This is a genomic window from Paraglaciecola aestuariivivens, from assembly GCF_052983255.1.
The window spans coordinates 332289-355948 of record NZ_JBRKBA010000002.1 but is presented as its reverse complement, the minus strand read 5'-3'; the positions used below and the strand labels follow the sequence as shown (position 1 = coordinate 355948).

General features: G+C 42.3%; 14 protein-coding genes. 3 read left to right on the top strand and 11 right to left on the bottom strand.

The window, feature by feature from the left end:
• The first annotated feature begins 171 nt into the window (after nt 1-171).
• The gene (locus tag ACVCDT_RS04480) at nt 172-861 is read left to right on the top strand and encodes a DUF5020 family protein (RefSeq protein WP_447131550.1); all 690 of its coding nucleotides are present in this window, start codon (nt 172-174) and stop codon (nt 859-861) included.
• Between the two features lie 103 nt (nt 862-964).
• Nucleotides 965-2671 carry an amidohydrolase gene (locus tag ACVCDT_RS04475; RefSeq protein WP_447131549.1) on the top strand — a complete coding sequence of 569 codons (1707 nt, stop codon included), beginning with the start codon at nt 965-967 and terminating at the stop codon, nt 2669-2671.
• A gap of 59 nt (nt 2672-2730) precedes the next feature.
• Here the strand turns inward: ACVCDT_RS04475 and pulA are convergent, their stop codons facing one another.
• Together pulA and ACVCDT_RS04465 are read right to left on the bottom strand one after the other, a co-directional pair.
• Nucleotides 2731-9207, bottom strand: a complete 6477-nt coding sequence (gene pulA, locus ACVCDT_RS04470; RefSeq protein WP_447131548.1) for a pullulanase-type alpha-1,6-glucosidase — start codon at nt 9205-9207, stop codon at nt 2731-2733.
• Between the two features lie 343 nt (nt 9208-9550).
• Nucleotides 9551-10453: a tetratricopeptide repeat protein gene (locus ACVCDT_RS04465; protein ID WP_447131547.1), complete on the bottom strand. Its 903-nt coding sequence runs from the start codon at nt 10451-10453 to the stop codon at nt 9551-9553.
• 242 nt (nt 10454-10695) lie between these two features.
• Between ACVCDT_RS04465 and ACVCDT_RS04460 the strand changes: the two genes are divergently transcribed.
• On the top strand, nt 10696-10947 hold the full coding sequence (locus tag ACVCDT_RS04460; protein ID WP_447131546.1) for a hypothetical protein: 252 nt from the start codon (nt 10696-10698) through the stop codon (nt 10945-10947).
• Between the two features lie 16 nt (nt 10948-10963).
• Here ACVCDT_RS04460 and ACVCDT_RS04455 read toward each other — a convergent pair whose 3' ends face one another.
• The 9 genes from ACVCDT_RS04455 to ACVCDT_RS04415 form a co-directional block, all read right to left on the bottom strand.
• Complete coding sequence (locus ACVCDT_RS04455; protein WP_447131545.1) at nt 10964-11350, bottom strand: MAPEG family protein; 387 nt, start codon at nt 11348-11350, stop codon at nt 10964-10966.
• A gap of 96 nt (nt 11351-11446) precedes the next feature.
• The gene (locus ACVCDT_RS04450) at nt 11447-13279 is read right to left on the bottom strand and encodes a PepSY domain-containing protein (protein ID WP_447131544.1); all 1833 of its coding nucleotides are present in this window, start codon (nt 13277-13279) and stop codon (nt 11447-11449) included.
• Entirely contained in the window at nt 13266-13985 is a 720-nt protein-coding gene (locus tag ACVCDT_RS04445; RefSeq protein WP_447131543.1) for a PepSY domain-containing protein, read from the bottom strand. The genes ACVCDT_RS04450 and ACVCDT_RS04445 overlap by 14 nt, the downstream gene beginning before the upstream one ends.
• The gene (locus tag ACVCDT_RS04440) at nt 13978-17127 is read right to left on the bottom strand and encodes an efflux RND transporter permease subunit (protein ID WP_447131542.1); all 3150 of its coding nucleotides are present in this window, start codon (nt 17125-17127) and stop codon (nt 13978-13980) included. The genes ACVCDT_RS04445 and ACVCDT_RS04440 overlap by 8 nt, the downstream gene beginning before the upstream one ends.
• Nucleotides 17128-17141: 14 nt before the next feature.
• Nucleotides 17142-18884 carry an efflux RND transporter periplasmic adaptor subunit gene (locus ACVCDT_RS04435; protein WP_447131541.1) on the bottom strand — a complete coding sequence of 581 codons (1743 nt, stop codon included), beginning with the start codon at nt 18882-18884 and terminating at the stop codon, nt 17142-17144.
• Nucleotides 18884-20251: a TolC family protein gene (locus ACVCDT_RS04430; RefSeq protein WP_447131540.1), complete on the bottom strand. Its 1368-nt coding sequence runs from the start codon at nt 20249-20251 to the stop codon at nt 18884-18886. The genes ACVCDT_RS04435 and ACVCDT_RS04430 overlap by 1 nt, the downstream gene beginning before the upstream one ends.
• 119 nt (nt 20252-20370) lie before the next feature.
• The gene (locus ACVCDT_RS04425) at nt 20371-20751 is read right to left on the bottom strand and encodes a hypothetical protein (protein WP_447131539.1); all 381 of its coding nucleotides are present in this window, start codon (nt 20749-20751) and stop codon (nt 20371-20373) included.
• A gap of 149 nt (nt 20752-20900) precedes the next feature.
• Nucleotides 20901-22745: an alkaline phosphatase family protein gene (locus tag ACVCDT_RS04420; RefSeq protein WP_447131538.1), complete on the bottom strand. Its 1845-nt coding sequence runs from the start codon at nt 22743-22745 to the stop codon at nt 20901-20903.
• A complete protein-coding gene (locus ACVCDT_RS04415) occupies nt 22742-23659 on the bottom strand; it encodes a GNAT family N-acetyltransferase (protein ID WP_447131537.1) in 918 nt (305 codons plus the stop codon). Before ACVCDT_RS04415 ends, ACVCDT_RS04420 begins: the two co-directional genes overlap by 4 nt.
• Between the last annotated feature and the right edge of the window lies 1 nt (nt 23660).

Sequence of the window (23660 nt, the reverse complement as noted above, 5' to 3'; positions counted from 1 at the left end):
TTTTTTAGTCATTATGCATTATAAAAACTAATACATAGCCATACTCCCAAAATCTTAGCTCTGATAGACTAAAGTTTTGAATTGTCTAGAAATCATGCTAAACCATAGGGGGCGTTAAAACAATTTTATGATTTATAAAGATAACCACACTAGACAAAGAGTAGGAATGAAATGAAGTTTACTGTTGTATTAATACTCGCGGTATTGGCTCTGCCTAGTCTGGCTAATCCATTACGCACCGACACCAGTTTAACCTTGCTTTATGGTAGCCAATACCAAGTGGGCGATGCGACACGCACAGTCTTTACCCTAGAGCACAGCAGTGGTTTTACTTGGGGTGATAATTATTTCTTTCTCGACCGTATGTTTGGTGAAAATGGTAATCACAGTACCTATTTTGAACTTGCTCCACGGTTTTCTATTAGCGACTATCAAAACCAATGGATCAAAGGCATAAAAATTGCCACAACTTGGGAAAGCGGCAAACACTTTGATCATAGACTCATTGGCTTAGGTACTAATTTAAAGGCCAAAGGCTTTGTGTACGTTGGCCTTAATTTTTATCGCAGACTCAACGACAACCGACCCAATACCTGGCAAACCACATTAAACTGGCGTAAAAAATTCCAATTTAACCAGTGGGATTGGGTATACGATGGATTTATCGATTGGGCTTCGGCCAGTGCTGTGCAAGCTTCAAGTTTTAACTTTACCTCTCAGCTTAAAATTAACCTGGCTCAGCATTTAGGTTTATCTAAACCCATCTATCTTGGTAGCGAAATTGTTATTTGGAACAATAAGTTTGGCATCAACAATGTCAATGAACGTAACCTTAATTTGTTATTTAAAGCACATTTTTAAGCGCTTTAAATAGCCTGGCTAAACTTGTCATTTTCTAATTATTTCAGTAGCTTAAATATCAACAATTAATCAAGTCTGTTCGTTTCTATAAGGAATACCACCGTTGATAGTATCCATTAGTTATTTACCACGCTTAATGTTGCTGGCAACGCTGTTATCTTGTGTTTTAAAAAGTCAGATACTTTACGCTTGTGAAAAAGCCGATTTAGTCATTTACAACACTAAAATTTATACGGCAAACGACCAACAATGGACAGCACAAGCCGTGGCCGTTTTGGCAGACAAGATTATTTTTGTTGGTACTAATCAACAAGCCCAAGCTTATTTATGTGGGGCAGCTAAAACGTTAGATTTAGCTGGCATGGTGCTCTACCCAGGATTAACCGATAGTCATCAACACGTTGAAGGCGTGGGTGAACGCCCTAAAACCCTGAGTCTTTTTGGTTTACCCAGTCTTCAAACTACAGTGAATGCGATTAAAGATTTTGCCCAAAAGGTGCCAGATGGTCAGTGGATACAAGGCCGAGGTTGGATTGAACGTGAATGGACAGATGAACAACGATTTTTAACTAAACATGATGTAGATTTTTTTAGCCAAAACAAACCTTTGTTTATCCCTCGTGCCGATGGCGTTTCTGCGTTAGTTAACTCAAAAGCATTAGCACTGGCAGGGATAAACCAAGACTCTGCTGATCCCGTTGGGGGCAAATTTGAACGGGATGTAAATGGTGAGCCAACTGGTTATGTGCTTGCGACTGCCATGCAGATATTTCGTGATCTGATCCCAGCTAAAAGCCGTGAATATAAAAAACATAGTCTAGAACAAGGCATGCTTGAAAATGCCAAAATGGGCTGGACTAGCACTCATGATGCCGGCATGCCTTTTGAAAATGTTGAATTAATCAAAGAGCTGCATGCACAAGGAAGAATGGCGACAAGAATTTATGCCTCAGCCAATGTCAAAGAAGCAGCCACTATGCTGAAATTAGGCCAGCAATCTACAGCTGATAAGTTTTTTACTTTAGGTGGAATTAAAGTCTACATAGACGGCACTTTGGGCTCTCGCGGGGCGGCCTTAATTCACAACTATAGTGATGCTAATCATAATGGCTTTATGAACCGTACCACTCAAGCTGAGCTGGAACCAATACTGCGCCATGCATTGCGCCAAGGCATACAAATACAAACCCATGCTATTGGAGACCGTGCCCTTCGCTCTGTTCTAGATTGGTACCAACAGGCTTTTAATGATGTGCCTATGGCACAAAGAGCCATACCAGAGCCACGTTGGCGGCTAGAGCATGCCCAAGTCATACCACCTGCCGATCAGCAACGCATGCAAAAAATGGGAATCTTAGCCTCTATGCAACCTAGCCATGCTATAGGCGACCTTAATTTTGCTCCTGCTAGACTAGGCTCAGAACGTTTGGCTTATGCCTATCCTTGGCAACAACTAGTTGAACAAGGGGTAAAAGTATTAGGAGGATCAGATGCCCCAGTTGAAGCCGGTGATCCACGTATCGAATTTTACGCAGCGGTAACACGCCAACGTTTAGATGGCAGTTCAGGTAAAAACTGGCATCCTGAATTAGCGGTTAGTCGCCAAACAGCGTTAAAAATGTTTACCCTATGGCCAGCATACGGAGCCTTTCAAGAACAAGTGTTAGGATCTATTGAAGTAGGCAAATATGCAGATTTTAGTGTGTTTGATACCGACTGGTTAACTGCTGCTGAAGATAAAATTTTAACCTCGGAAAATATCATGACTATAGTTGGTGGAAAAATTACTTATCAAAAAGGCCAAGAGTAAATCCTGCCCATAAAAAAACCAGACCTAGGGTCTGGTTTTTAGTCTCTTGTTAGCTTGGCTTACTGACTGGTATCACAAGTTGGTGCCCAAGTTGCGGTGGCATAGTCGTAACAACCATTTTGCTCTCGATACAAGTCACTGGTTTGTTCGCCTGTGCCATGAGAATCGTTAAAGATCAGGTTACTCGAACGCACGCCTTCAGGAAATTGAAAGTAAAACCAATCATTGCCTAGATTGCTCATGGGCTGTCCAGGCCAGCCCGGACCTGCAACACTGGCATTCCAAAAATAAACTTGTGGATCGTTGCTCCAGTTAAGCGGCTTTTTAAACCAAATTGACATACCAGGTAACACACAGCTATCTGACCAAGTATTAGTGCTTATTTCAAAGCAGCCTTCACTGTCGCGATACAGATTCTCTGTTTGTTGACCATTGTTATTGTTGTTAAATATTAGGTTTGCCGCAGCCACACCAGCAGGGAATTGATAGCTGTACCAATTGTCACCTAGCTCTTGCAATGGCTCGCCCGGCCAATTTGTCGCTCCTGCTGGGGTATCCCAATAGTGAATGCGTATCTCTTGCCAATCGGCAGGCTTTTGCACATAAACCACTAAACCGGGCTCGCTAACGCTGCCCGCTTGAGGGTTACAGGGGTATTCACCCTGAGTGCCTTGCTGTGGTTTAACAAAAACCGCTGCAGTGTGGGCGGCAACAGTATAAGTGGTGCCTTGAACACTGCTGGTTTTAACCACCTCATCAACCCCATTTTGTTGCAAAGGGTGCAGTACTGAGTTTTCGGTTCCATCTAAGGTAAAACTAATGGCACTGTCATCACTGTTAAACAACACCAATATACCGTCGTAGTTTGGATCTAAGTCTTCACCTGCACAGATACCATCACTTAATGTCATAGCAATAAGACCAGTCGTTTGACTAGGACCAGTATTATGATATCCCAGTCTAGTGTTCACTTGTTCAGCCGTATCTAAACGGAACAAGGGCGACGAATAACGTATGGCTAATTGTTGTTTAAATTGTGCTTTGGCTTGAGCAATATGACTAGCATTTACCACTATATTGCCATTGTTAAGCACCTCAGTAATGCCTGAGTAAGAGTTTTGATTATCTTGCGCAGGAGGCAGGCCTTTAGCCCAATTATTATCGTGCCCAGAAAAATCTACCGCGTTATACCAGTCACCAGAATTATAGGAGTTGCGATCCATCGACTTACTACGTAGCAAGTCTGTACCCATTTGGTAAAAAGGTATGCCTTGACCAAAGTTTATTAGAGCGTTACTTAACATATGTACTCTCACTCTGTCTTCCACCGACATAGCAGCAGGCAACTTGCCCTGGGTGTTGTCCCATAAGGTTTCGTTGTCGTGTTTATCTACATAATTTACCGACTCTTGAGGATCTAAGGTGTAACCCACTCCCGCATAGTTAATACCAGTATTGGCATTGCCACTGTTGTCGATAAACCCATAAGTTTGCAAATTACCAACCATACCAATACGTATACGATCTGCTTGATCAACAGAGGAACTTGCTCCTGGAGCCACCCCATTGGCAAAAGTCTCATTGCCATTCACCCAGCCTTGAGCCGCCCCATTACTGCTAAAGTTGCCACCGCGAATAGCGCTTCTTATTCTGTCGTTAAATGTACCTATGCCAGTGCCAGCCATATTAAATTGTGTGGCTTGCTCAAAACGCTGACCACCACCAATTTCGCCAAAGTCCCAGCCTTCTCCGTATAGGTAAATCTTTTCGCCATCAACGCCATCAGTTTGTAATTCTAGTTGCGCCAAAGCTTGTTGCGCGGCAAGCATAGAAGACTTAGGAATATGCCCCATTAGATCAAAACGGAATGAGTCGATTTTGTAGAACTTAGCCCAGTCCACTAAGGTATCGACCATAAGTTTTTCCATCATCTTATGTTCGGTGGCGGTATTATCACAACAGGTACTGTTTTCTACTTTGCCAGTGATAGGGTTAAGTCTTTGGTAATAGCCAGGCACCACTTTGTCGAGTACCGAGTTATCATACAATCCAGATGCCGATGTATGGTTGTACACTACATCCATCACTACATTTAGATTGATATCGGCCAATCCTTTAACCATAGAACGAAACTCAAGTATTTTTGCCGTACCATTCGCATCACTAGCATAACTGCCTTCTGGGGCATTAAAGTGATAAGGATCATAGCCCCAGTTAAAGCTGTCTATTCGAGTCAGGCTATCACCGTCGGCAATTATGGCTGGAATGTCAGCATTAGCAGGATCACCATTGGCTAAGTCATTTAATATATCGCGAATAGGGGTATCTCCCGCACTTTCACAACGACTTTGCACAGCCTCAGTGGTGACCTTGGCACAAAGACTTGAATAACTGTCATCTAAATCAACCTTTTGACTGTCATCTTCGTTAATTGAAGAAATATCAAACACAGGCAACAAATGGAAATGACTTAATCCCGCTTGTTGTAACCCTGTAAGATGAGCCATGCCATGTGATAAAGGCTGACCATTTAAACCTGTATAACTAAAGGCTAGATATTTACCACGATCAGCCGCATCAACACTGAGATCGTTAATGCTAAAGTCGCGAATATGCCCTTCATACAAACTAATGTCTTTGTGCTCAGGCAAGGCCTTTTGAATGTCGTCCCAGCCTTGAGGTTTTAAGCTTTCATCATTAGCTAAATCAACCATCTGACTGAACTGCCCATTCGCGCTTAAATTTAACGCATAAGGGTCGGTGACTTCATAGGTTTCTATGGCATTTGTTTTAGGGTGGTATACCTTAATTTCAAATCGATAATAGTTTTTATCCCAGCTAGTATCGCCAGCAAACAGGTATAAACCATTGTCAGCTTGAGTAGCAGCATGCGTGGCCAACAAGTTACCGTTTAGATCGTAACGTTTAAGCCAAACGTTTTGCGCTGTAGGCGCCCATAATTGTAGGCTAGGCGCACCATCTTGGTAGCGCACACCTTGCCAATCACTGCTGGCAAATAATTCATCTACCACTCTAGGAGCTTGTACTTGAGTGGCTTCTACTACATTGCCACTGCTATCCATAGCTACTGCTAACAATTGCGATTGCAGTATGTTTTTAGCGCTTGGCGCATCAAGCTCTAGTTGAAAGGCAGGCCAGCCAGCTAAGTGAGGATCTTGTTGGGCTAACTGCCCATCTACCGCACCATTGGCTGCCATTGTCACAAAACCATCAAAACCATTGACTACCCCATTGTCTAGGCTTAACGCCGCATTGGCAGAAAAATACAGGCGATATTGACTGGCGCGACTGTCTGCCACTTGCCAAGATAAAGTGTCGGTGGCTAACCAATGTGCTGCAACATTTTGCACCCTGACATTATTTTGTTCAGGGGTAATACAAGAGTTGCGCCAGAAGTCACCAAACTCGCCATAACACCCACCTTCTTGAACATATAAATCGCCAGTTTGTTTACCATTACCATCGTTAAAGATTAGATTGGCCGCATCGACGCCTTGCGGAAATTCAAAGCTATACCAACCGTCACCTAAAGCCGTCATAGGTAAACCAGGCCAACCCGGAGCCCCCTCAACATTCCAGTAATACAGATTAACGCTTTGAGCCCAATCTTGCGGTAACTTAAAGTAAACTTTCATTCCTTGAACTGGCAGATCACAGCTATCTGTCCAGTTAGTATCAAAGCTAAAACAGCCCTGACCTGCTCGGTATAAATCTGCGGTTTGACCGCCATTGCCACCATTATTAAAAATAAGGTTTGTGGCCTCTACTCCAGCTGGAAATTGATAGCTATACCAATTTTCGCCTAATTCTGTCATCGCTTCGCCAGGCCAAGCTACAGTACTGGCTGGTCCTGGGCTAGGCTCCCAAAAATAAGTATGAGCGGTATCCCATTCTTGTGGTTTTTGAAAATACACAGTAAATCCAGGGATAGCGCAAGTGTCTGTCCACTCTTGGCTTTCAATATCGTAACAACCGTCGCCTTCGCGATATAAATCTGCGGTTTGATTGCCAGTTAAATCATTAAAGATAAGGTTGGATGCATTCACCCCATTAGCAAACTGAAAGCTATACCAATCGTCACCCAAAGCGGTCATTTCTACGCCTGGCCAATCTGGCGCACCAGGGTTTTGCCAAAAATAGATATTCGGCACATTCCAACTTAATGGACGGCGCACATAAACTGTCATGCCCTCGGTTTCTGGTGGTGGTGAAGTATCACAGCTATCGTACCAAGCACCATCAGCATAACAGCCATTGGTATCACGATATAAATCTGCAGTTTGTTGGCCATTGGCATCGTTAAAAATCAGGTTAGCTTGTTGCACATTGTTATCAAATTGGAACTGATACCAATCATCATTAAGCTGAGTCATGGCCACACCAGGCCAGCCTGTTGAGCTTTGTGGCTCGGCATTCCACCAATAAATATTGGCCGCCGCCCAGTTAGCTGGCTTTTTAAAGGTAATAAGCAAACCAGGAATAAAGCCTTTTTCCACCGAAATTAAGGTTTCATTGGCTTCTTCATTGTAGTTATCTACTGCAGCTTTAAAGGTAAACACTGTGCCATCTGGGTAGTTTTCAGTGTTAAAAAATACCTTATAGTCGGGGTTATAATCTGTGCCTAAAGGCTGAAAATCACCGCCATTCACACTTACCGAAAAATGCACTCTGTGTAGAGCAATGGCACGCTGGTCGCTATTAGTTAACTCAGCAGACAATTCAAGCAAACCCGATACTTTTGAGTCAGGGCTTAGTCCACTAAATTGGATCTCAGGTACAAGATTCGAGGGTTGAACCTTATCTTTTGACACTAAAACAACTGTACTAAGAGGAGCAACATCAAAGGCTAGCTGACCTTGCATAGTTTTAACTTTTAGCTTTTCTTCAGACCATAAAACTTTGTATTTGTCGGCCATAGCCGGCAAGTTCAAAGCTTGGCTTTGGGTGCTAGTATTAAACACCACTATGGCTTCTTCTTGTGATGCAGCAAGATATTTAGATAACACCAACAAGCCAGGTGTATCTTGCGCTACACGCACAAACTGTTTGCCTTGAGTTAACACCTGCGACTTTTTATACACTTTATTGAGGTCGCTTAAATGTTGGTAAATTGGATGCTTTTTATCAAAATTGTCTTCTGCAGTAGTCGCATTGGTGCCAATTAGCTGATTGTCGTTGTAACTGGCAACTTGCGAGGCAAACATATCTTCGCGGGCATCAGCATCGCCACCATCACCCGTAAATCCTTGCTCATCACCGTAATAAATCACAGGAATACCACGCGATAAAATCATCATAGATTGAGCGAGTTTTGCACGGCTTAATTGATCTTCTGCACTTTGAGTTGGCATATCTTGAATGGCCTTACCAATACGCCCTACATCATGGTTACTGATAAAATTCATAAGCTGGTTGGCGTCACTGTCGGCATCTGTGTAATAGTCATCTTGACTAAATACCCAGGCTAAACGATCGGTTCCTTGATTGCCGGTAACCGCATCTTTAATGGCAAAATACAAACTAAAATCTAACACCGAAGGAAATCCAGCATCGCGAGTGTATTGACTTAAGTTAGCGGGCAAGCCATCAAACATTTCGCCAAAAATGAAAAAGTCGGCATTACCTAAACTTGCGGCATGGGCCTTAATTTCGGGCACCCATTGTTGCCAAAGTGACATATCTACATGTTTAATGGTATCTACTCTGAAACCATCAATGGCAAAGTCGCTGATCCATGTTTTGAAGATGTCTGTCATTCCCTTCACCACTTCTGGGTTTTGGGTATCTAAATCATCTAAACCGTAAAAATCGCCATAAACCGCTGATTCACCACTAAAAGTTGAATCACCTTGGTTGTTGTAATATTGAGGATCGTTTAGCCAACTTGGCTGTTTCACCGCACTTTCGGCAGCGGGAACAAAAGGGCTATAAGGGCTGGTTTGTTTTTCTTGTAAAGTTTTATAAGGACATTGGCTTAAGCCGTCTTTTAGGTTGCCATCGGCATTGTGGCATTCTTCATATAAAATCACGTCTGCGGTGTGATTGATCACCACATCAAAAAACACTTTTATCTTTTTGTTATGGGCTTTTTTAATAAACTCAGCCAAGTCTTTATTGCTACCCCAATGTGGGTCAATCTGGGTATAGTCTGTAGCCCAATAACCATGGTAACCAGCCGAGCTGCCCTGCACTGGTTTATTTTTAAATGGCGGCGTAAGCCAAATAGCCGTCACCCCCATTTTATCTAGATATTCTAATTTTTTGGTTAGGCCTTTAAGATCACCACCGTGGTAATACTTACTATCTGTGGCATCAAATCCAGTAATTGATTTATCGCCTTGTAATCCACCTGTATCGTTGCTCGGATCGGCATTGTTAAATCTGTCTTGCAGTACAAAATAAAATACCTCGTCTTCAATACTGCTGGTCTTTTTAGCTTGCACTGCACAGCTCATTAGCGCCGCACATAACAAAGCAGCAAGCAAAACAGAGCTTTGTTCGAATAACCTTTTCATAACGTCCCCACTAGCCTTCTAGCCATAACATGTTTTATAGATGGACTGCTGAGCATAACCATCACTTTTTCCAAGCACAAAATATTAACATTCCATTTACTTAAATAGGCTGATTCAGGCTGCGCAACAAAAACCACAGGTAATAAAAACTTGCAGTTCAGCTTCACGGAATTTAAATTTAAATTGATATAATTCAACAGGTTATAACTAATTTACAACCGAAAACTAAAGACTAATAGTTAAAATGAATACGATTGCAAAGCTTTATTGAATACGTTTGCAAGGTCCTTTAATTCAACTAAAGGTTTGGCCAAACAAGTTGAAAATTTTGTTGATATATTGTTTATGGATTAAGCGATATGACTTGCTTTATAAGCTGCCACTTTTTTTGTTGGTAAGGTAACACTGAGCCACTATCAATAGATTTAGCCACAGCTTGAGCAGCTTTGATTTGCTCTTGAGTCGCATAAAAATAAGCCAAATCAATTTTTGCATTGAGTATGGTAGAGTTTTGATTATCTTGTTCAGCATACTGCAGGGCGTGATTAAAATGTTGTTGCGCCAAGTCAAGTTGTCCAACTAGGTGATACATTCGAGCAACATGAGTATGTAGTACTGAAATTTGTTGTGCCACGGCCAATTGCATAGCGCAATCAAGCGACATTTTATAATAGTCTAACGCCTGTTGATGTTGCCCAAGAAAGCGATAGGTGTGACCTAAATTGCCGTATAGCTCTAACTTTAGGTAGCTGTCTTTACTGTTTTGATAGTCGACTGCCACTTGCTCTAGTAGCACTTTCACTTGTTGATACTGTTCTAAATCTAACATTAAGTTAGCGATTCTGACTAATCGATTGGGGCTGTAAAAAGCTTGGTTTAACTGTTGTAAATCTTGTAGCGATAAATTAATTAAAGCCTTAGCCTGCTCTCTTTGACCATTAATCAACCATAACTTGGCTTGATAGATTTTAAGTTGAGTAGCAAAAACCTGAGGTAAATTAGTTTGATTATTAAATTTGTCTAATTGCTGCTGCAACTCAACAAAGTTTTTAGTGGTAGTCAGGGCATCAAACTGTAAGAGTTTTAGTTTATACCAATACTTAGATTGAGCTGAAGCATTGGGCAGCTCTGTTTCTAACCAGGTTAAACACTCTTTGGTTGGAAGGTCACATTGTGCTATGCCTTGTCCTAAGACCAATGGCGAATAGTTTAACAGTAAGATGACCCATAAATAACGATAAAGCATGCGGTAATTTTTGCTCCCCGTTAAGCCACTACTGACGCACATCAACCAAGGATAATAACAAAATCACTCAGGCTAGGTCTAAACTTTTTTTGCACAACCAATACAGCCGAGAAGATAAACACCCCAAACGGTAAGCAAAAAAAAGAACAGAATAACAAACTTACTTCACCCAAAGATGAAGTTGCAGCGGCTAAAGTGGGGAGTATGTTAAGCTAAAAACTTAACCAGCATCTTAAGATAAAATGAGCAAACCTAACAAAAAAGCCCCAGTCACCACTGTTGATATTTATTGCAGCCAATGTAAAACCCAACTATTTAAATACCACAAGGGTGGGAAAGGCCAATTGGTAAAATGTTTTAAACAGCGGATCAGCCAAGACTTTACTCACACAGCTTGTACTTGCCCTAAATGCCACAGCGTATTTGCCAGAGATACCTTAATTCGTGGTACCCCAGCGTATAAAATCATAGGCGCTAAAGTGTTTTGTAAATAAATACGCTGGTTGTTGGTTAGCCTAACATGTGCAGCACTAAACCAATTAACCCACCTATAACCAAAGCAAGATTACTAAAAAAAGTTAAAGCAAAACCTAAAACTCTAGACTCTGGCGCCTTAACATAAGTAATGGCATAAATTTGACGTCCAAGAATAAAAGCAACACCAGGCACTAACACCCACAGGTGGCTAATATATTGGCTAAAGATCAATACTCCAGGGATAAATACAATCAGCTGTTCTAAGGTATTTTGCTGTACTCGAAACAACCTTTCCCATATATCGTTGCCGCTGGTTTTTGGTGCAGGCATATCCATTTTAGGCCGCGATACTCCGGCTTTTAAGGTAAACCCCATATATTGTAATAACGCAATTAAGATTAATAACTTTGAAATTTCCATTGTTGCCTCGTCAGTTGTAAAAATGCTTTATGTCTTCTTAGCAGTATTGCCAAACTAAGAGCTGTTATGCAAAATTTTTGTTCACAATCAAAATATTTAGCGACTAAATGAATCTTTAAAAATCCGCGATTTGTGTATGCCAAAATCTGCCAATAATTGCTCTACCTCTTGCATCATTGCCTGTGGACCACACAAATAAAACTCGCAAGTACTACGCTCAATACCTTGTTCTAACAAGGCTTTGAGTAACACTTGTACATAACCTTTATGCCCCGACCATGCTTTAGTTGGCGAAGACAAAGTAGGCAAATAAGTAAAGTGTGGGTTTTGTTGTTCAAGTGCCTGTAATTCAGTGTGATAAAGCAAACTATCTTGATTGCTAGCGCCATAAATAAGCGTAATAGGATTGGTTTGCTTGAGCCTGTAGATTTGCTCATAAATAATTGACCTAAGTGGGGCTAACCCCAATCCTGCTCCAATAAAGAAACGTTGATTAGTTAAGCTGTTAGTGGCAAAAAATTCCGAGAACGGCCCTCTTGCCAAAATTTTATCACCCACAGCTAAGCCACCTAAATACCCCGAGCCTATACCGCCATATTCGCCATTTTTAGTCAGTTGCCAGCGAACATTAAACCTAAGGCTTTGGGATTCTTGTGCATAATTTAGTATTGAGTAGTTTCTTAGCCCACCAGCATGTGTATAAGTTTTATCTTTAACATCTTGCCAATACCCTAAAAAACCCTCGGGAATATCAGCTGGCCTTAGCTTATTGTTAGCTTTAGGGATCACAAACTGCATGTAAGCCCCTGCTGCATAATCTAACGCCTGACCACTAGTTAAAGCAAAGCTAACTTCTTTAACAAAAGGGCTAATAAATTGACTGTGAGTCACCACTAACTCATGTTGCTGGGCGCTAGTTTGAGCAGAAATATCTAAATGAGTTAGATCAACAACCTTTTGCTGACAGCCAAGTCTATAGCCTTGTTCTAACTGAGCTTGGCTTAAATGTTCGTATTCACTGGCTGTAACTTTTATCTGCGCCGAAGTTTTAAACACACATTTACCGCAGGTACCACCACCTCCACAACTTGACGGCAAGAAGATATGCTTTTCGGCTAAGCCATCTAACACTGTGGCATGCTTAGTTAAGAACAAATTGCTAGCATTGGCCTCTGTGGCAGTTTTAAGGGTAATACTTTGTTTAGCTTTAGAAAACTTGATGGTTAACATGCCGTTTTTAAATAATGACAGCAGCCAAGTAAGGCCAGTCATTGACAACAGCAAAGTGCCAATTGCAAAGCTAATGATCAACCAATGGTTAAAACCTCCAGTGCCAAAATAGTCCATAAAATGCAGCATTAACATAAAATCAAATAAACGCTTGTCGTTGTTGATATGGGCTATCACTCTGCCCAAACTGCCATCTATATATACATTGGTCTGATTGGCATCATCTAAGCTAACCTGCCATAACGGATTTTGTTGATTCACTAATTCGTCTATAGGTGGTTTAAGATATTGGCTTTTAACTACTTTGGCATTACCGGCATAAGACGCTAGGGCAATACGTTCGGCCATATCAGCCTCTAACATATAGGGCTGTCCTGTCACTGCATCAAACAGCTCTATGTGTTTGGCTTGATAATCATGCTCAGCTGCTTGATACACCACTTGATAAAACGGTTTACCTAAAATAAATAGCAGATTCACACTTTGTGCGGGAGCAATATTTAATTGAGTTGGCTCAATCAAGGGCGTCAACTGCGAGTTACTATTATGCTCTACACTTTGCCTAAATTCGTTACCACCTGCAGTGCTATGATCCATTAGGTTAAAATACAAACCGCTAATTAACCAAATAAGCAACTGCCCGCCCACCAGCACAGACAACCACTTATGTACCGACTTATTTAATTTAAACAGAGGCATGTTGTTGCTCCTGTTGTTCCGCCTTTACCACCCTAAAATAGGTCAATATCACTCCAGCCAAGGCGGCCAATAAAGCCAAACAGGCTATAACTAACAAAAACCAATTTGCGACATTTTCGCCATCGTCATAATCCATAATATGAAATCGCCACATCCAATCAAAAGCCCGCCAATAATCGTGTCTTTTAGTGACTATGGCCCCAGAGTCTTGTTGAATGTAAAAGGTTGGATTGGCAAAGTCAGCAAAGGTCACTTGCCAAAAAGGTAAATGTCTTGGGGATAACTCGGCTGGCATGTCTTGCATTTTGGTCATGAGCTTAATGGACTGAATCTCTTGATTGCCGGTGTAATAGTATTGGGCAATCTGTTTAGCTTGGTTTTGGTCCACTTTACCTAATGGCTTTCCTGTACTGGCATCAATTAATTGTTTGCCTTGACCGGCTAAATTAAAACGATACACAGGCTGCCCCATTAAGCTAGTTAGCTTAATTCCTGTGGCACCAGGAAAATCAGCCAAAAGTGCGTTAATCGAATAATGCACTTCAGCTAAATTTAACTTTTGTTGTTGATGCTGGGCTAGATTTTCGCCATGAATAAAGTGAATATTTAAACTCACCATATACAAACCCGTTACTGACCAAATCAAAAACTGCAGACCCACAAAGGCCATTAACCATTTGTGGTATTTTCTTATTGTCTTAATCATGCAAACTTAACTCTTTATGTACTGCTTTAATTTGTGGCCATTTCACTAAACTATAAATGGCAGGCAACACTATTAAGGTGAGAAGCACAGCGCTAGTCATACCGCCTACCATAGGCGCTGCAATTCGGCTCATCACTTCTGAACCTGTGCCCGTGCCATACAAAATTGGTAACAAACCAATAATAATGGTGGCCACTGTCATCATGACAGGGCGTACGCGCAGACCCGCACCTTGTAACAACGCTTCTTGGTAAGCCTTGAGGGTAATGGCTTGATGACTGTCTTGAGCTTGTTGTACAAGATCTTTTACCGCTTGGTTGAGGTACACCAGCATAATGACCCCAATTTCCACTGCCACCCCAGCTAAAGCAATAAAGCCCACTCCTACTGCCACCGAGAAATTAAACCCTTCAAAATACATTAGCCACAAGCCGCCTATCATGGCCATAGGAAGGGTCAGAATAATAATCGCCACTTCACGCATATTGCCAAAATTTAGGTAAAGCAAAATCACTATAATGGCCAAAGTTAAAGGCAAAACATAACTTAGCTTTGCTTTGGCGCGCTGCATGTATTCATACTGCCCCGCCCAAGTAATTGAATAACCAGCAGGTAAATTAAGATGCTGCTGTAAATGCTGTTTGGCATTGTCTACATAAGTGCCCACATCTACACCGTCTATGTCGATAAAGGTCCAACCGTTAATGCGGGCATTTTCACTTTTAATGCCTGGGGGGCCATTTTCAATCCGAATATTGGCTACATCCCCTAGTGCAATTCGCTGGCCATTTGGAGTAACAACAGGCAGCCTAGCCAATTGCTCTGGCGAGTCACGGTAGTCTTGTGGGTAGCGCAGGTTAACCGGATACCTTTCTTGGCCTTCAACGGTTTGCGTCACGTTCATCCCCCCTATAGCGGTAGAGACGACTTGTTGCACATCGGCAATGTTTAAGCCAAAACGGCTGGCTTTATCACGCGAAATATCTACTTTAATGTAACGCCCACCTGCAACTCGTTCTGAGTACACAGAAGCAGTGCCGGTTAACTCTGGCAAAAGCTTTTCAATTTGCTGACCTATGTCTTGGATCACAGCTAAATCTGGCCCCGCTACTTTTATGCCCACTGGGGTTTTTATGCCTGTGGCTAACATATCAATTCGGGTTTTAATTGGCATAACCCAAGCATTAGTTACCCCAGGAAATTTAACCAATTGATCAAACTCGGCCTTTAAACTGGCGGTGGTCACCCCTTCACGCCATTGATCTTGAGGCTTTAACTGAATAAAGGTCTCTATCATAGTTAGCGGAGCTGGATCAGTCGCGGTTTCTGCACGGCCAACTTTGCCAAATACCGATTCAACCTCTGGCACTGTACGAATTAACTTGTCGGTTTGCTGTAACAACTCGCGGGCTTTACCAATAGAGATACCTGGATAGGTGGTAGGCATGTACATTAAATCGCCCTCATCTAAGGGCGGAATAAACTCACTGCCAATTTTATCAATAGGGTAAAAACCAATTAAAGTGACAATAAAAGCCAAGACTAAAGTGGATTTAGGGAAACGCATCACTTGCCTTAACGCAGGCATATAGATGGCAACCATTAAGTGATTAAGGGGATTTTTCTTTTCAGACACCACTTTACCGCGAATAAAATACCCCATTAACACTGGTACAACTGTAATGGCTAAACCTGCAGCCGCCGCCATAGCATAAGTTTTGGTATAGGCTAAAGGCGCAAACATACGCCCTTCTTGTGCTTCTAAAATAAACACAGGCATAAAAGACACGGTAATAATTAACAAACTAAAAAATAATGCCGGCCCAACTTCAGATGCCGATTTGGCCACAATTTGCCAACGGTTGTGCTCGGTAAGCGGCGTTTTCTCCATATGTTTGTGCATGTTTTCAATCATGACTATGGCACCGTCTGTCATGGCCCCTATAGCAATGGCAATGCCGCCCAAAGACATGATGTTGGCGTTAATGCCTTGCATATACATAATGATAAAAGCCACCAGAATACCCAAAGGCAAGGTAATAACGGCCACAATAGATGAGCGTAAATGGAACAAAAATGCCACACAAACTAAGGCAACTACCGCCAATTCTTCTAATAGTTTGCTCCAAAGATTATCAACTGCCGATTCAATTAATTTTGATCTGTCGTAAACCGGAACAATCTCTACGCCCTCTGGCAATGAGTGTTTTAATGTTTCCAGCTTGGCTTTTACTCCATTAATGGTGTCTTGCGCATTTTCACCAAAACGCATAACTACTACGCCGCCTACCACTTCGCCTTCACCATTTAATTCGGCAATACCACGGCGCATTTGCGGCCCAAGGTGCACATTGGCTAAATCACCAATACGTAAAGGTGTGCCTTGTTCACTGATCCCCAATGGAATTTTTTCAATATCGGCCACAGATTGAATGTAACCTGTTGCCGTCACCATGTACTCGGCTTCGGCCATTTCTACCACAGAAGCGCCGGTTTCTTGATTACCGCGCTTTAAGGCATTTTGAATATGGCTTAAGGGCATGTTGTAAGCGCGTAGTTTGTCGGGGTCTACTTGCACTTGATATTGTTTAACCATGCCACCAACGGCCGCCACTTCTGACACCCCTGGCACAGTTTGTAATTCGTACTTTAAAAACCAGTCTTGAATGCTGCGTAGTTGACTTAGATCGTGTTGGCCAGTTTTATCTTGTAAAGCGTAAATATAAACCCAGCCCACCCCTGTTGCATCTGGCCCCAATTGCGGTTTAGCCGAATCGGGCAAACTAGGAGCTACTTGACTTAAATACTCTAAAACCCGGCTTCTTGCCCAGTAAATGTCGGTATCATCGTCGAAAATTATATAAACGTAAGAATCGCCAAAAAACGAATAACCGCGTACGGTTTGCGCCCCAGGTACAGACAACATGGCTGTGGTTAAAGGGAAAGTCACTTGGTCTTGCACCACTTGCGGTGCTTGGCCTGGGTAACTGGTTTTAATTATTACCTGCACATCCGATAAGTCTGGAATGGCATCTACAGGGGTATTTTTTAGGGAATACAAGCCCGCAAAGGCCAACATAATAGTCACTAGCAACACAAAAAAGCGATTGCCCACCGACCATTTAATTATTGATTCAATCATACTTCTCTCCCTAATTAATGCTGAGAATGATCAACAGCTGTAGCTGCTGGCTCAGACGGTTCGGCATTAAGTGTGAGCGAAGTGATCAACAAATCATCATGCACTTCAAAGGTAAAAGTGATTTTTGCCCCTGCATATAAGGCGTCTAAATCTATAGTTTTATCCGCCACAAAGTCCATGGTGGCAGCCGCTCGGTTCCATTTTTCTATTGGCCCACGGCTAATGTTTAACACTCTGCTGCTTTTATCATTTGAATGAATTTCTCCAGACACAGTTGCACTCGATACCTGCGGCTGTGCTTGCGGCTCTGACTGCATAATATGTATGCCAGTAATTTGATAGTCGCTAGTATCGGTTTTACTCACTTCAAAGTGCAAAGATTGGCCGGCTTGTAGCTGGTTAATGTCTACTTGAGGAGCTAATACAAAGTCCATGGTCATTTCAGGCCAATCCCATTCTGGTGCAGGTCCATGGGTAATATTCACCATCTTATGTGCCGCCATGACAGAATTTATTTCACCTTGCATCCACACTGAACTCGGTACTTGCTGCTGGCTCATGCGTTTAAAGTCAGAGCTTTTGCTTGATTCAGAATCAATTAAAAATTGGGCCGAAGTCACCACTTTTTCGTCTTGCTCTAGACCAGACAGAATTTCAATATAATCTGTACCTACTCGGCCAATTGTCACAGCTATAGACTTAAATTGCCCTTGGCCTAAATCCAGCACTACTCTGTCTTGTTTACCTGTACGAATAACCGCTTCTTTAGGCACTAACAAGCTTGGCTCTGCAACTGCGGCGTGTATGCTAACCTGTGCAAACATATTGGGTTTTAGTAGATAGTCTGCGTTATCAAACTTTAACCTGACTCTTAAGGTACGGGTTTGTGTGTTTAAGCTAGGGTACACATAATCCACTACCCCAGACCAAGTTTTGCCCGGAAGATAGTCGAGCTGCATGGTGACAGGTAAGCCTTTTTGTATAAGTGCGGTGTCGCGTTCAAACACTTCAGCTTCTACCCAAACCTGATCAAGCTTGGCAATGCTTAACAAGGTATTACCAGGTTTAACATAAAACCCTTCACGCACTTGTAAATTGTCTACCACCCCAGCTTTAGGTGAGTAAAAGGTAATGGTATGTTGCACTTTTTGCTGTTGGGCTAATTTGTTTATAAAATCGGGAGCGAGCTGCAAAGCTTTAAGGCGCTCTTTAGCTGCACTGATCAAAGATGCATTATTGCGCTTAATGGCAATTAATAATTCTTCTTGTGCATTCACTAATTGCGGTGAATACAGGGTATAAAGCGGCAGACCTTTTTCCACCGGGTTGCCTGCAGCTGTTACGTATAGTTTTTCAATCCAACCATCTACACGTGGATGAATATGAATTAATTCATCTTGGTCGTATTGCACATAACCAACTGTGACAATATCGCTAGGCATGCTTTTATACTCAACCGCGGCGCTACGCACCCCTAAATTATTCACCACATGCGGGGCTATGGTCACTGCACCTGGGCCCACATCTGAGCTGTCAGACTCTTCATAAACTGGAATTAAATCCATACCCATGGGCGACTTACCCGGTTTATCACGTTTGTAGTTAGCATCCATGGGGGCGACCCAATACAAAGGTTGTTTGTCAGTGCTGGCCTGACTTTCACTGTTAGGCTTATCTGATTGCCAAAACGCTAACAAACCCGCCCCTAACAATACTCCAATACTTAGCCCAATGGCCGTATGTTTAACTGATGACATTAGTATTCTCCCTTTGGATCATGTTTGGCTGATGAGGGTTGAGCGCCAAGTAAAAAATAATTAATTCGGCTGATGGTTTTAAGTCGGTCAAGATCAATTTTTAACGCCGATATGTGGGCATTGAGCTCTGCCACTCTAGCGCGCACCACCTCAGAAAAATCGCCATCATCATTGGTATAAGCGGTTAACGAAGCTTCGGCCTGATCATGAGTTTGTTTAAGTAATTGCTGCCGATACAGGCTTTGACGTTTTTCTAATTGAGTTAATTGCTTAAGATTTTTTTCGAGCGCACTGAGCATTTGTTTAATTAGCAGTAACTTTTCGGTTTTCACTGCTTCTGATTCGGCGATAGAAGCACTGACTTGTTTATCTTGGCGATTTTCAGTAAATAAAGGTAAATCCACGCTCACCCCTAACGAAAACAAATCTGCCCGTCCTTCTCCCGAAGGCATATTGTCGCGATACCCATAACTGGCATTCACAGCCCATTGTGGTTGATATTGTTGTTTAGCCAGTTCCACCTCAGACAACTTCACTTTTTGCTCTACCTCTACCGCTAATATGGCCGGGTGATTAGCTAAAACACTGGCCATTTTGTTACGAGAATAATGTGCTGGACTGAGTAACTCGGGCGTTAATAAAGCAAGACTTGGCAAACGACTAGAAACGGTTAAGGCAGATGTAGAGCCTTCAAAATTAAATTGGCTATCTAAATTTTCTGGAGCAAACACATGTAACCATTCATTCAATGCCGCCAAGGAAGTATCTAACTTTTGTTGCTCGACAGTTAACCTGTCTTCTAATTGGATAATTTCAAGCTGCGCGCGGATCACATCTTGCTGCTGAGTTTTACCGACAGCATTTGAATAACTGGCATTGGCTACATCAGCCATTTGTTCAAATAAGGCGCGGTCTTGCTCAATTAAGGCAATAGATTGTTGGGCGAGATAGGCGTTTAACCACAACTCAGCCACAATAGTGGCCAATTTGGCTTTGCGGTCTTCACGTAATAACGGAAACTTGCTTGAGGCTAACTGCAATTGTTGTTGTTTAATTTGCAAACTACTGCCCCGCGGAAACATTTGGGTTAAGCCTAAACTAAACTGGGTCATGGCCTCTTGCCCAAAATTAAAGGTATCTGTGGGCATATTCATTAACCCAATAGACAGCTTAGGATCGGGCAACTCACCCGCAGCCACACTTTTATCTTGAGTCGCTTGTTGCTGCAATTGACTGGCATGCAACCAAGGATCGTTTTGTTGAGCCAAGTTTATAGCTTGCGACAAGGTGATGCCTTCATCGGCTTTTACCACAGATGCAGATAACCCAAGTGAGATTACTAGCAGTTTTACAAATTTATATTTCATTTTTGCCCCCAGACTAAGCTGGATAATACTTTGCGCAAAGGCGCTTAATTAACAGGAAAACTAACGAAAAGTGGCAATGAGCCTGCGGTTAACTAAATTGCAGGCGCACTAACCCTAGGTTAGGCAAAAATCGGTGGACGAAATAAGCTGCTAGAAATAGCAGTTAGGGGAAAAGTCAGGTAACTAATGGTTAAGCTGCTGGTTGGCAGAATGCTAGTTATGCCTGAGTTTGAAGTAAAAACCACAACCGATGAACAGGCCTGAGCTGGACAAACACAATCCAGTTCACAACACTCTTCAGCACTGCTGTTTTGCATCATGTTGCTATGATCCATGCCTGCATGATCCATAGTACTGTGATCCATTTGTTTTGCCGCATGAGACTCAGAGTTTGCATGTACCGACATTTCACAAGACATAGCCGAATACGCCAGAGCTTGCCCTACAAAGGCAACCAGCATAACAACTACCAGCAAAATGTGTGAAAAAGGTTTAAACATACCAAGCTCATCAACTAAAACGCCCACGATACTAAGCCAGATTAGCCCCTAAGTAAATATCTGGCTGAATAACAAACCACCAGCTAATTGCTAGGGAGCGGATTAGTTTGGTTAAGCATTCCTGATATAAAGCGCCAGCCTTAGTTTTTTTATAGAGTGGTAATTTTGGCTAATAAACTATGAGCTTGGGTCAAGTCTGGCTTTATTTTTAGTGCCTGTAAAACATCTTGATGAGCCAAATCAAGCTGCTGAGTTTGTAAATAAACTTGTGCCCTATTAAGCAAGTATTGAGCATTAAAAGGATGTTGAACTATAGCCGACGAAAACGCTTGTAAGGCTTTCTCTAAGTTTTCTAATTTTAAGTGAGCCTGACCTAGCCCTTCATAAAAGCCGGCTAATTCACCTTTTCCTTGCAAAGCCGCTTGGTAAGCTTGGCTAGCTGCTAGCCATTGTTGTTGAGCAAATTTAGTATGGCCTAACCAGCCGTAAGCATTAATAGGACTAGTTGCAGAGTCCACCAGTTTTAACAAATGTTGTTCAGCCACTTGCCAGTTTTTATTTGCAAAGGCAATCAAACTGTTGATCACATGCGGCCAATCGCCTTCTTTAGCTGCAGCTGGAAAACCCTCACAAAGTTTTCTGCAAGCCTCTATTTGCCCACTTTCAAGTAACTGATTAGCCAAACTGATCCGCCAATTCAAATTATTTGGTTGAATTTCGAGGGCTTTTTGCAGCACATTTATCGCTTCGCTTTGGTTTCCTTTGGCATATTTTACCGCTGCCCATCCAGCCATAATTTCAGCTTTAACTTTATTAACTATAGGCATCAGTGGATCAATGACAGCTGGCTGGTAACCATGCTCCCTTAACCAGGCCAAACTGGCATTATCGATTTTTGGCTGTATGAGTAAATCAGACAAGCTTAAACTGCTAACTGATGAATCCGGATTGTCAGCACAAGGCTTGATGTCTTTAAATAAGCTTTTGCCTGTCATTGTGCTTGGTATAGGTAATTCAAGTAACCCCAAAATGCTAGGGCATAGGTCTAAGCCACTGCTATCGGGTAACAAAATATCTTGAGGAATATCTGGCCCACACGCAATGATGGTACCTGCAGATTGTCGCGCAAATAAATGCTCAAAATCGCAATCTTGATGCAAAGGCACGCCATGATCAGACACTATTATTAGATTTGCGGCTGGACCTGCCAATGCCATATAACGTCCAATCATCAAATCTACATATTGGTACCAAGGCTGCATTAGCGCGTGAAGATCAGCATTTTGCTTTGCGTAGGTACTGACTAAAGTGGGCAAAAAGCTAAATTTTACTGCAAGTAATGCCCAATCAGAATGCTCAGCCCAATGCGTACCTATATTATGTAAGCTGGTGATTTCGGCGAGTAAACCCGCGGTTAACTGACTCAATTCAAGTGAATTAGAATTTGCGGGTAAAAGTGGTTGCAACATTTGACTGTCGAGGTCGGTTGGGTGCACCAGCAAAGACAAAATAGTTTCTCTGTCTGCAATTGGGCTTACCAGTTCAGGCGCGAGAGGCCAACAATGATCGCCAATGGGATGCGCCTTTTCTACTCCTTGGGCAACAATACAACTGCCTTGTGCATTAGCCAAAATGGTGGAATTTGACGATGCGGGCCAACCAGCCACTTTTACTTTTTTACCTGCTTGCATGGCGGTTTGCCAAAACGTTGGGGCTTTAAGTGATCTGGCGCTAACGCTTTGCGCAGTCAAGCCTTCTTCTCTAATGGTTAGTCCATGGCAAATACCATGTTGGTCGGCGAGTAGGCCAGTGGCAATAGTGCTCCAAACAGCCGCATTGCTGTGAGGGGGCGGAGTATTTAATCTTCCACTTGCTCCGTTTTCTATCAATTTTTGACAAAAAGGCATAATCCCTTTATCTATGCCTTGCTGTAGTATTTGCCAGTCTAATCCATCAATAGCAAGGACAACCAAAGGGGCCTTAGTTGAACTCATGAGTGCGCGCCCAGTTTTAACATAAAGCTACGCCTGATATCGGTTAACTCCGCACCAGATTTTTTGGCAATATTTAAGGTAGCTCTGGTTGTATGGTTACAAGAGTATGCGCCTTGCTTTATACCTCTTGCGTTCGCTTGGCTTACAAACTTCTCTAAAATTAAAGCGGCAGCCCAACCTTGTTGATAGTTTTTCCCCACAACCCAATATTTAACCTCTGGAATGTTTTGACTTTGCTTTGCAAGTAAAAAGCCTACAACTTGCTGGCCGTTACATAAGGCCAAGGAAATTTCTTGGCTCATGGGCTCGTTTAAAGCTTGTTGCATTTCGTGCACAGCATGTGCAGATGGCACATGAAATTGCTCTGCAAATAACGCAGAGACCTGCGCTATATCGGCATCTACCAAGGGTTGTAATTTGTAGCCATTAGGTATGCGATTACGCCTATACAAAGCTTTAACTAACCTTTGCAACATAGGTAAAGTTGTAGGCATTTGGCTCAAAAAATAATGCATTTTGCTACTTGTTTGAAAATGCTGCTTGAGTAAAAACTGCGCGAGAGGACTATTGCTCGCAATGTGTTCGGTTACATGCAAATAATCCACATTCCAGCTTTTAGCCTCAACTTTTATTTTTTCGAGCAAGGCGCTACCCACTCCTTGACGCCTAAACTTAGGAATTACGTTTAAAAGCAAAGCAAAGCCTGGCCATTTAGTACTAATAATATGCGGCACACAGGCGGCAACACCGAATATATGTGATGGGTTATCTCGACAGCGCGCAATAATAAATTGAGTGGGCAAAACCTGAGCTGACATTAAGCTAGGCAAAAGAGTTAGCACGGCTAGGGTTTGCGAAGGCCGTGCTATTTCAACCACAAAATTTAATGTTTTTGTGGTTGTGTTTATTTCCATA

What these genes read in the sequence shown, in the direction of transcription:
- ACVCDT_RS04460 (WP_447131546.1), top strand. Translation starts at nt 10,696, where the DNA reads ATGAGCAAACCTAACAAAAAAGCCCCAGTCACCACTGTTGATATTTAT.
- ACVCDT_RS04480 (WP_447131550.1), top strand. Translation starts at nt 172, where the DNA reads ATGAAGTTTACTGTTGTATTAATACTCGCGGTATTGGCTCTGCCTAGT.
- ACVCDT_RS04465 (WP_447131547.1), bottom strand. Translation starts at nt 10,453, where the DNA reads ATGCTTTATCGTTATTTATGGGTCATCTTACTGTTAAACTATTCGCCA.
- ACVCDT_RS04430 (WP_447131540.1), bottom strand. Translation starts at nt 20,251, where the DNA reads ATGAAATATAAATTTGTAAAACTGCTAGTAATCTCACTTGGGTTATCT.
- ACVCDT_RS04450 (WP_447131544.1), bottom strand. Translation starts at nt 13,279, where the DNA reads ATGCCTCTGTTTAAATTAAATAAGTCGGTACATAAGTGGTTGTCTGTG.
- ACVCDT_RS04440 (WP_447131542.1), bottom strand. Translation starts at nt 17,127, where the DNA reads ATGATTGAATCAATAATTAAATGGTCGGTGGGCAATCGCTTTTTTGTG.
- ACVCDT_RS04445 (WP_447131543.1), bottom strand. Translation starts at nt 13,985, where the DNA reads ATGATTAAGACAATAAGAAAATACCACAAATGGTTAATGGCCTTTGTG.
- ACVCDT_RS04455 (WP_447131545.1), bottom strand. Translation starts at nt 11,350, where the DNA reads ATGGAAATTTCAAAGTTATTAATCTTAATTGCGTTATTACAATATATG.
- ACVCDT_RS04425 (WP_447131539.1), bottom strand. Translation starts at nt 20,751, where the DNA reads ATGTTTAAACCTTTTTCACACATTTTGCTGGTAGTTGTTATGCTGGTT.
- ACVCDT_RS04435 (WP_447131541.1), bottom strand. Translation starts at nt 18,884, where the DNA reads ATGTCATCAGTTAAACATACGGCCATTGGGCTAAGTATTGGAGTATTG.
- ACVCDT_RS04420 (WP_447131538.1), bottom strand. Translation starts at nt 22,745, where the DNA reads ATGAGTTCAACTAAGGCCCCTTTGGTTGTCCTTGCTATTGATGGATTA.
- ACVCDT_RS04415 (WP_447131537.1), bottom strand. Translation starts at nt 23,659, where the DNA reads ATGGAAATAAACACAACCACAAAAACATTAAATTTTGTGGTTGAAATA.
- pulA (WP_447131548.1), bottom strand. Translation starts at nt 9,207, where the DNA reads ATGAAAAGGTTATTCGAACAAAGCTCTGTTTTGCTTGCTGCTTTGTTA.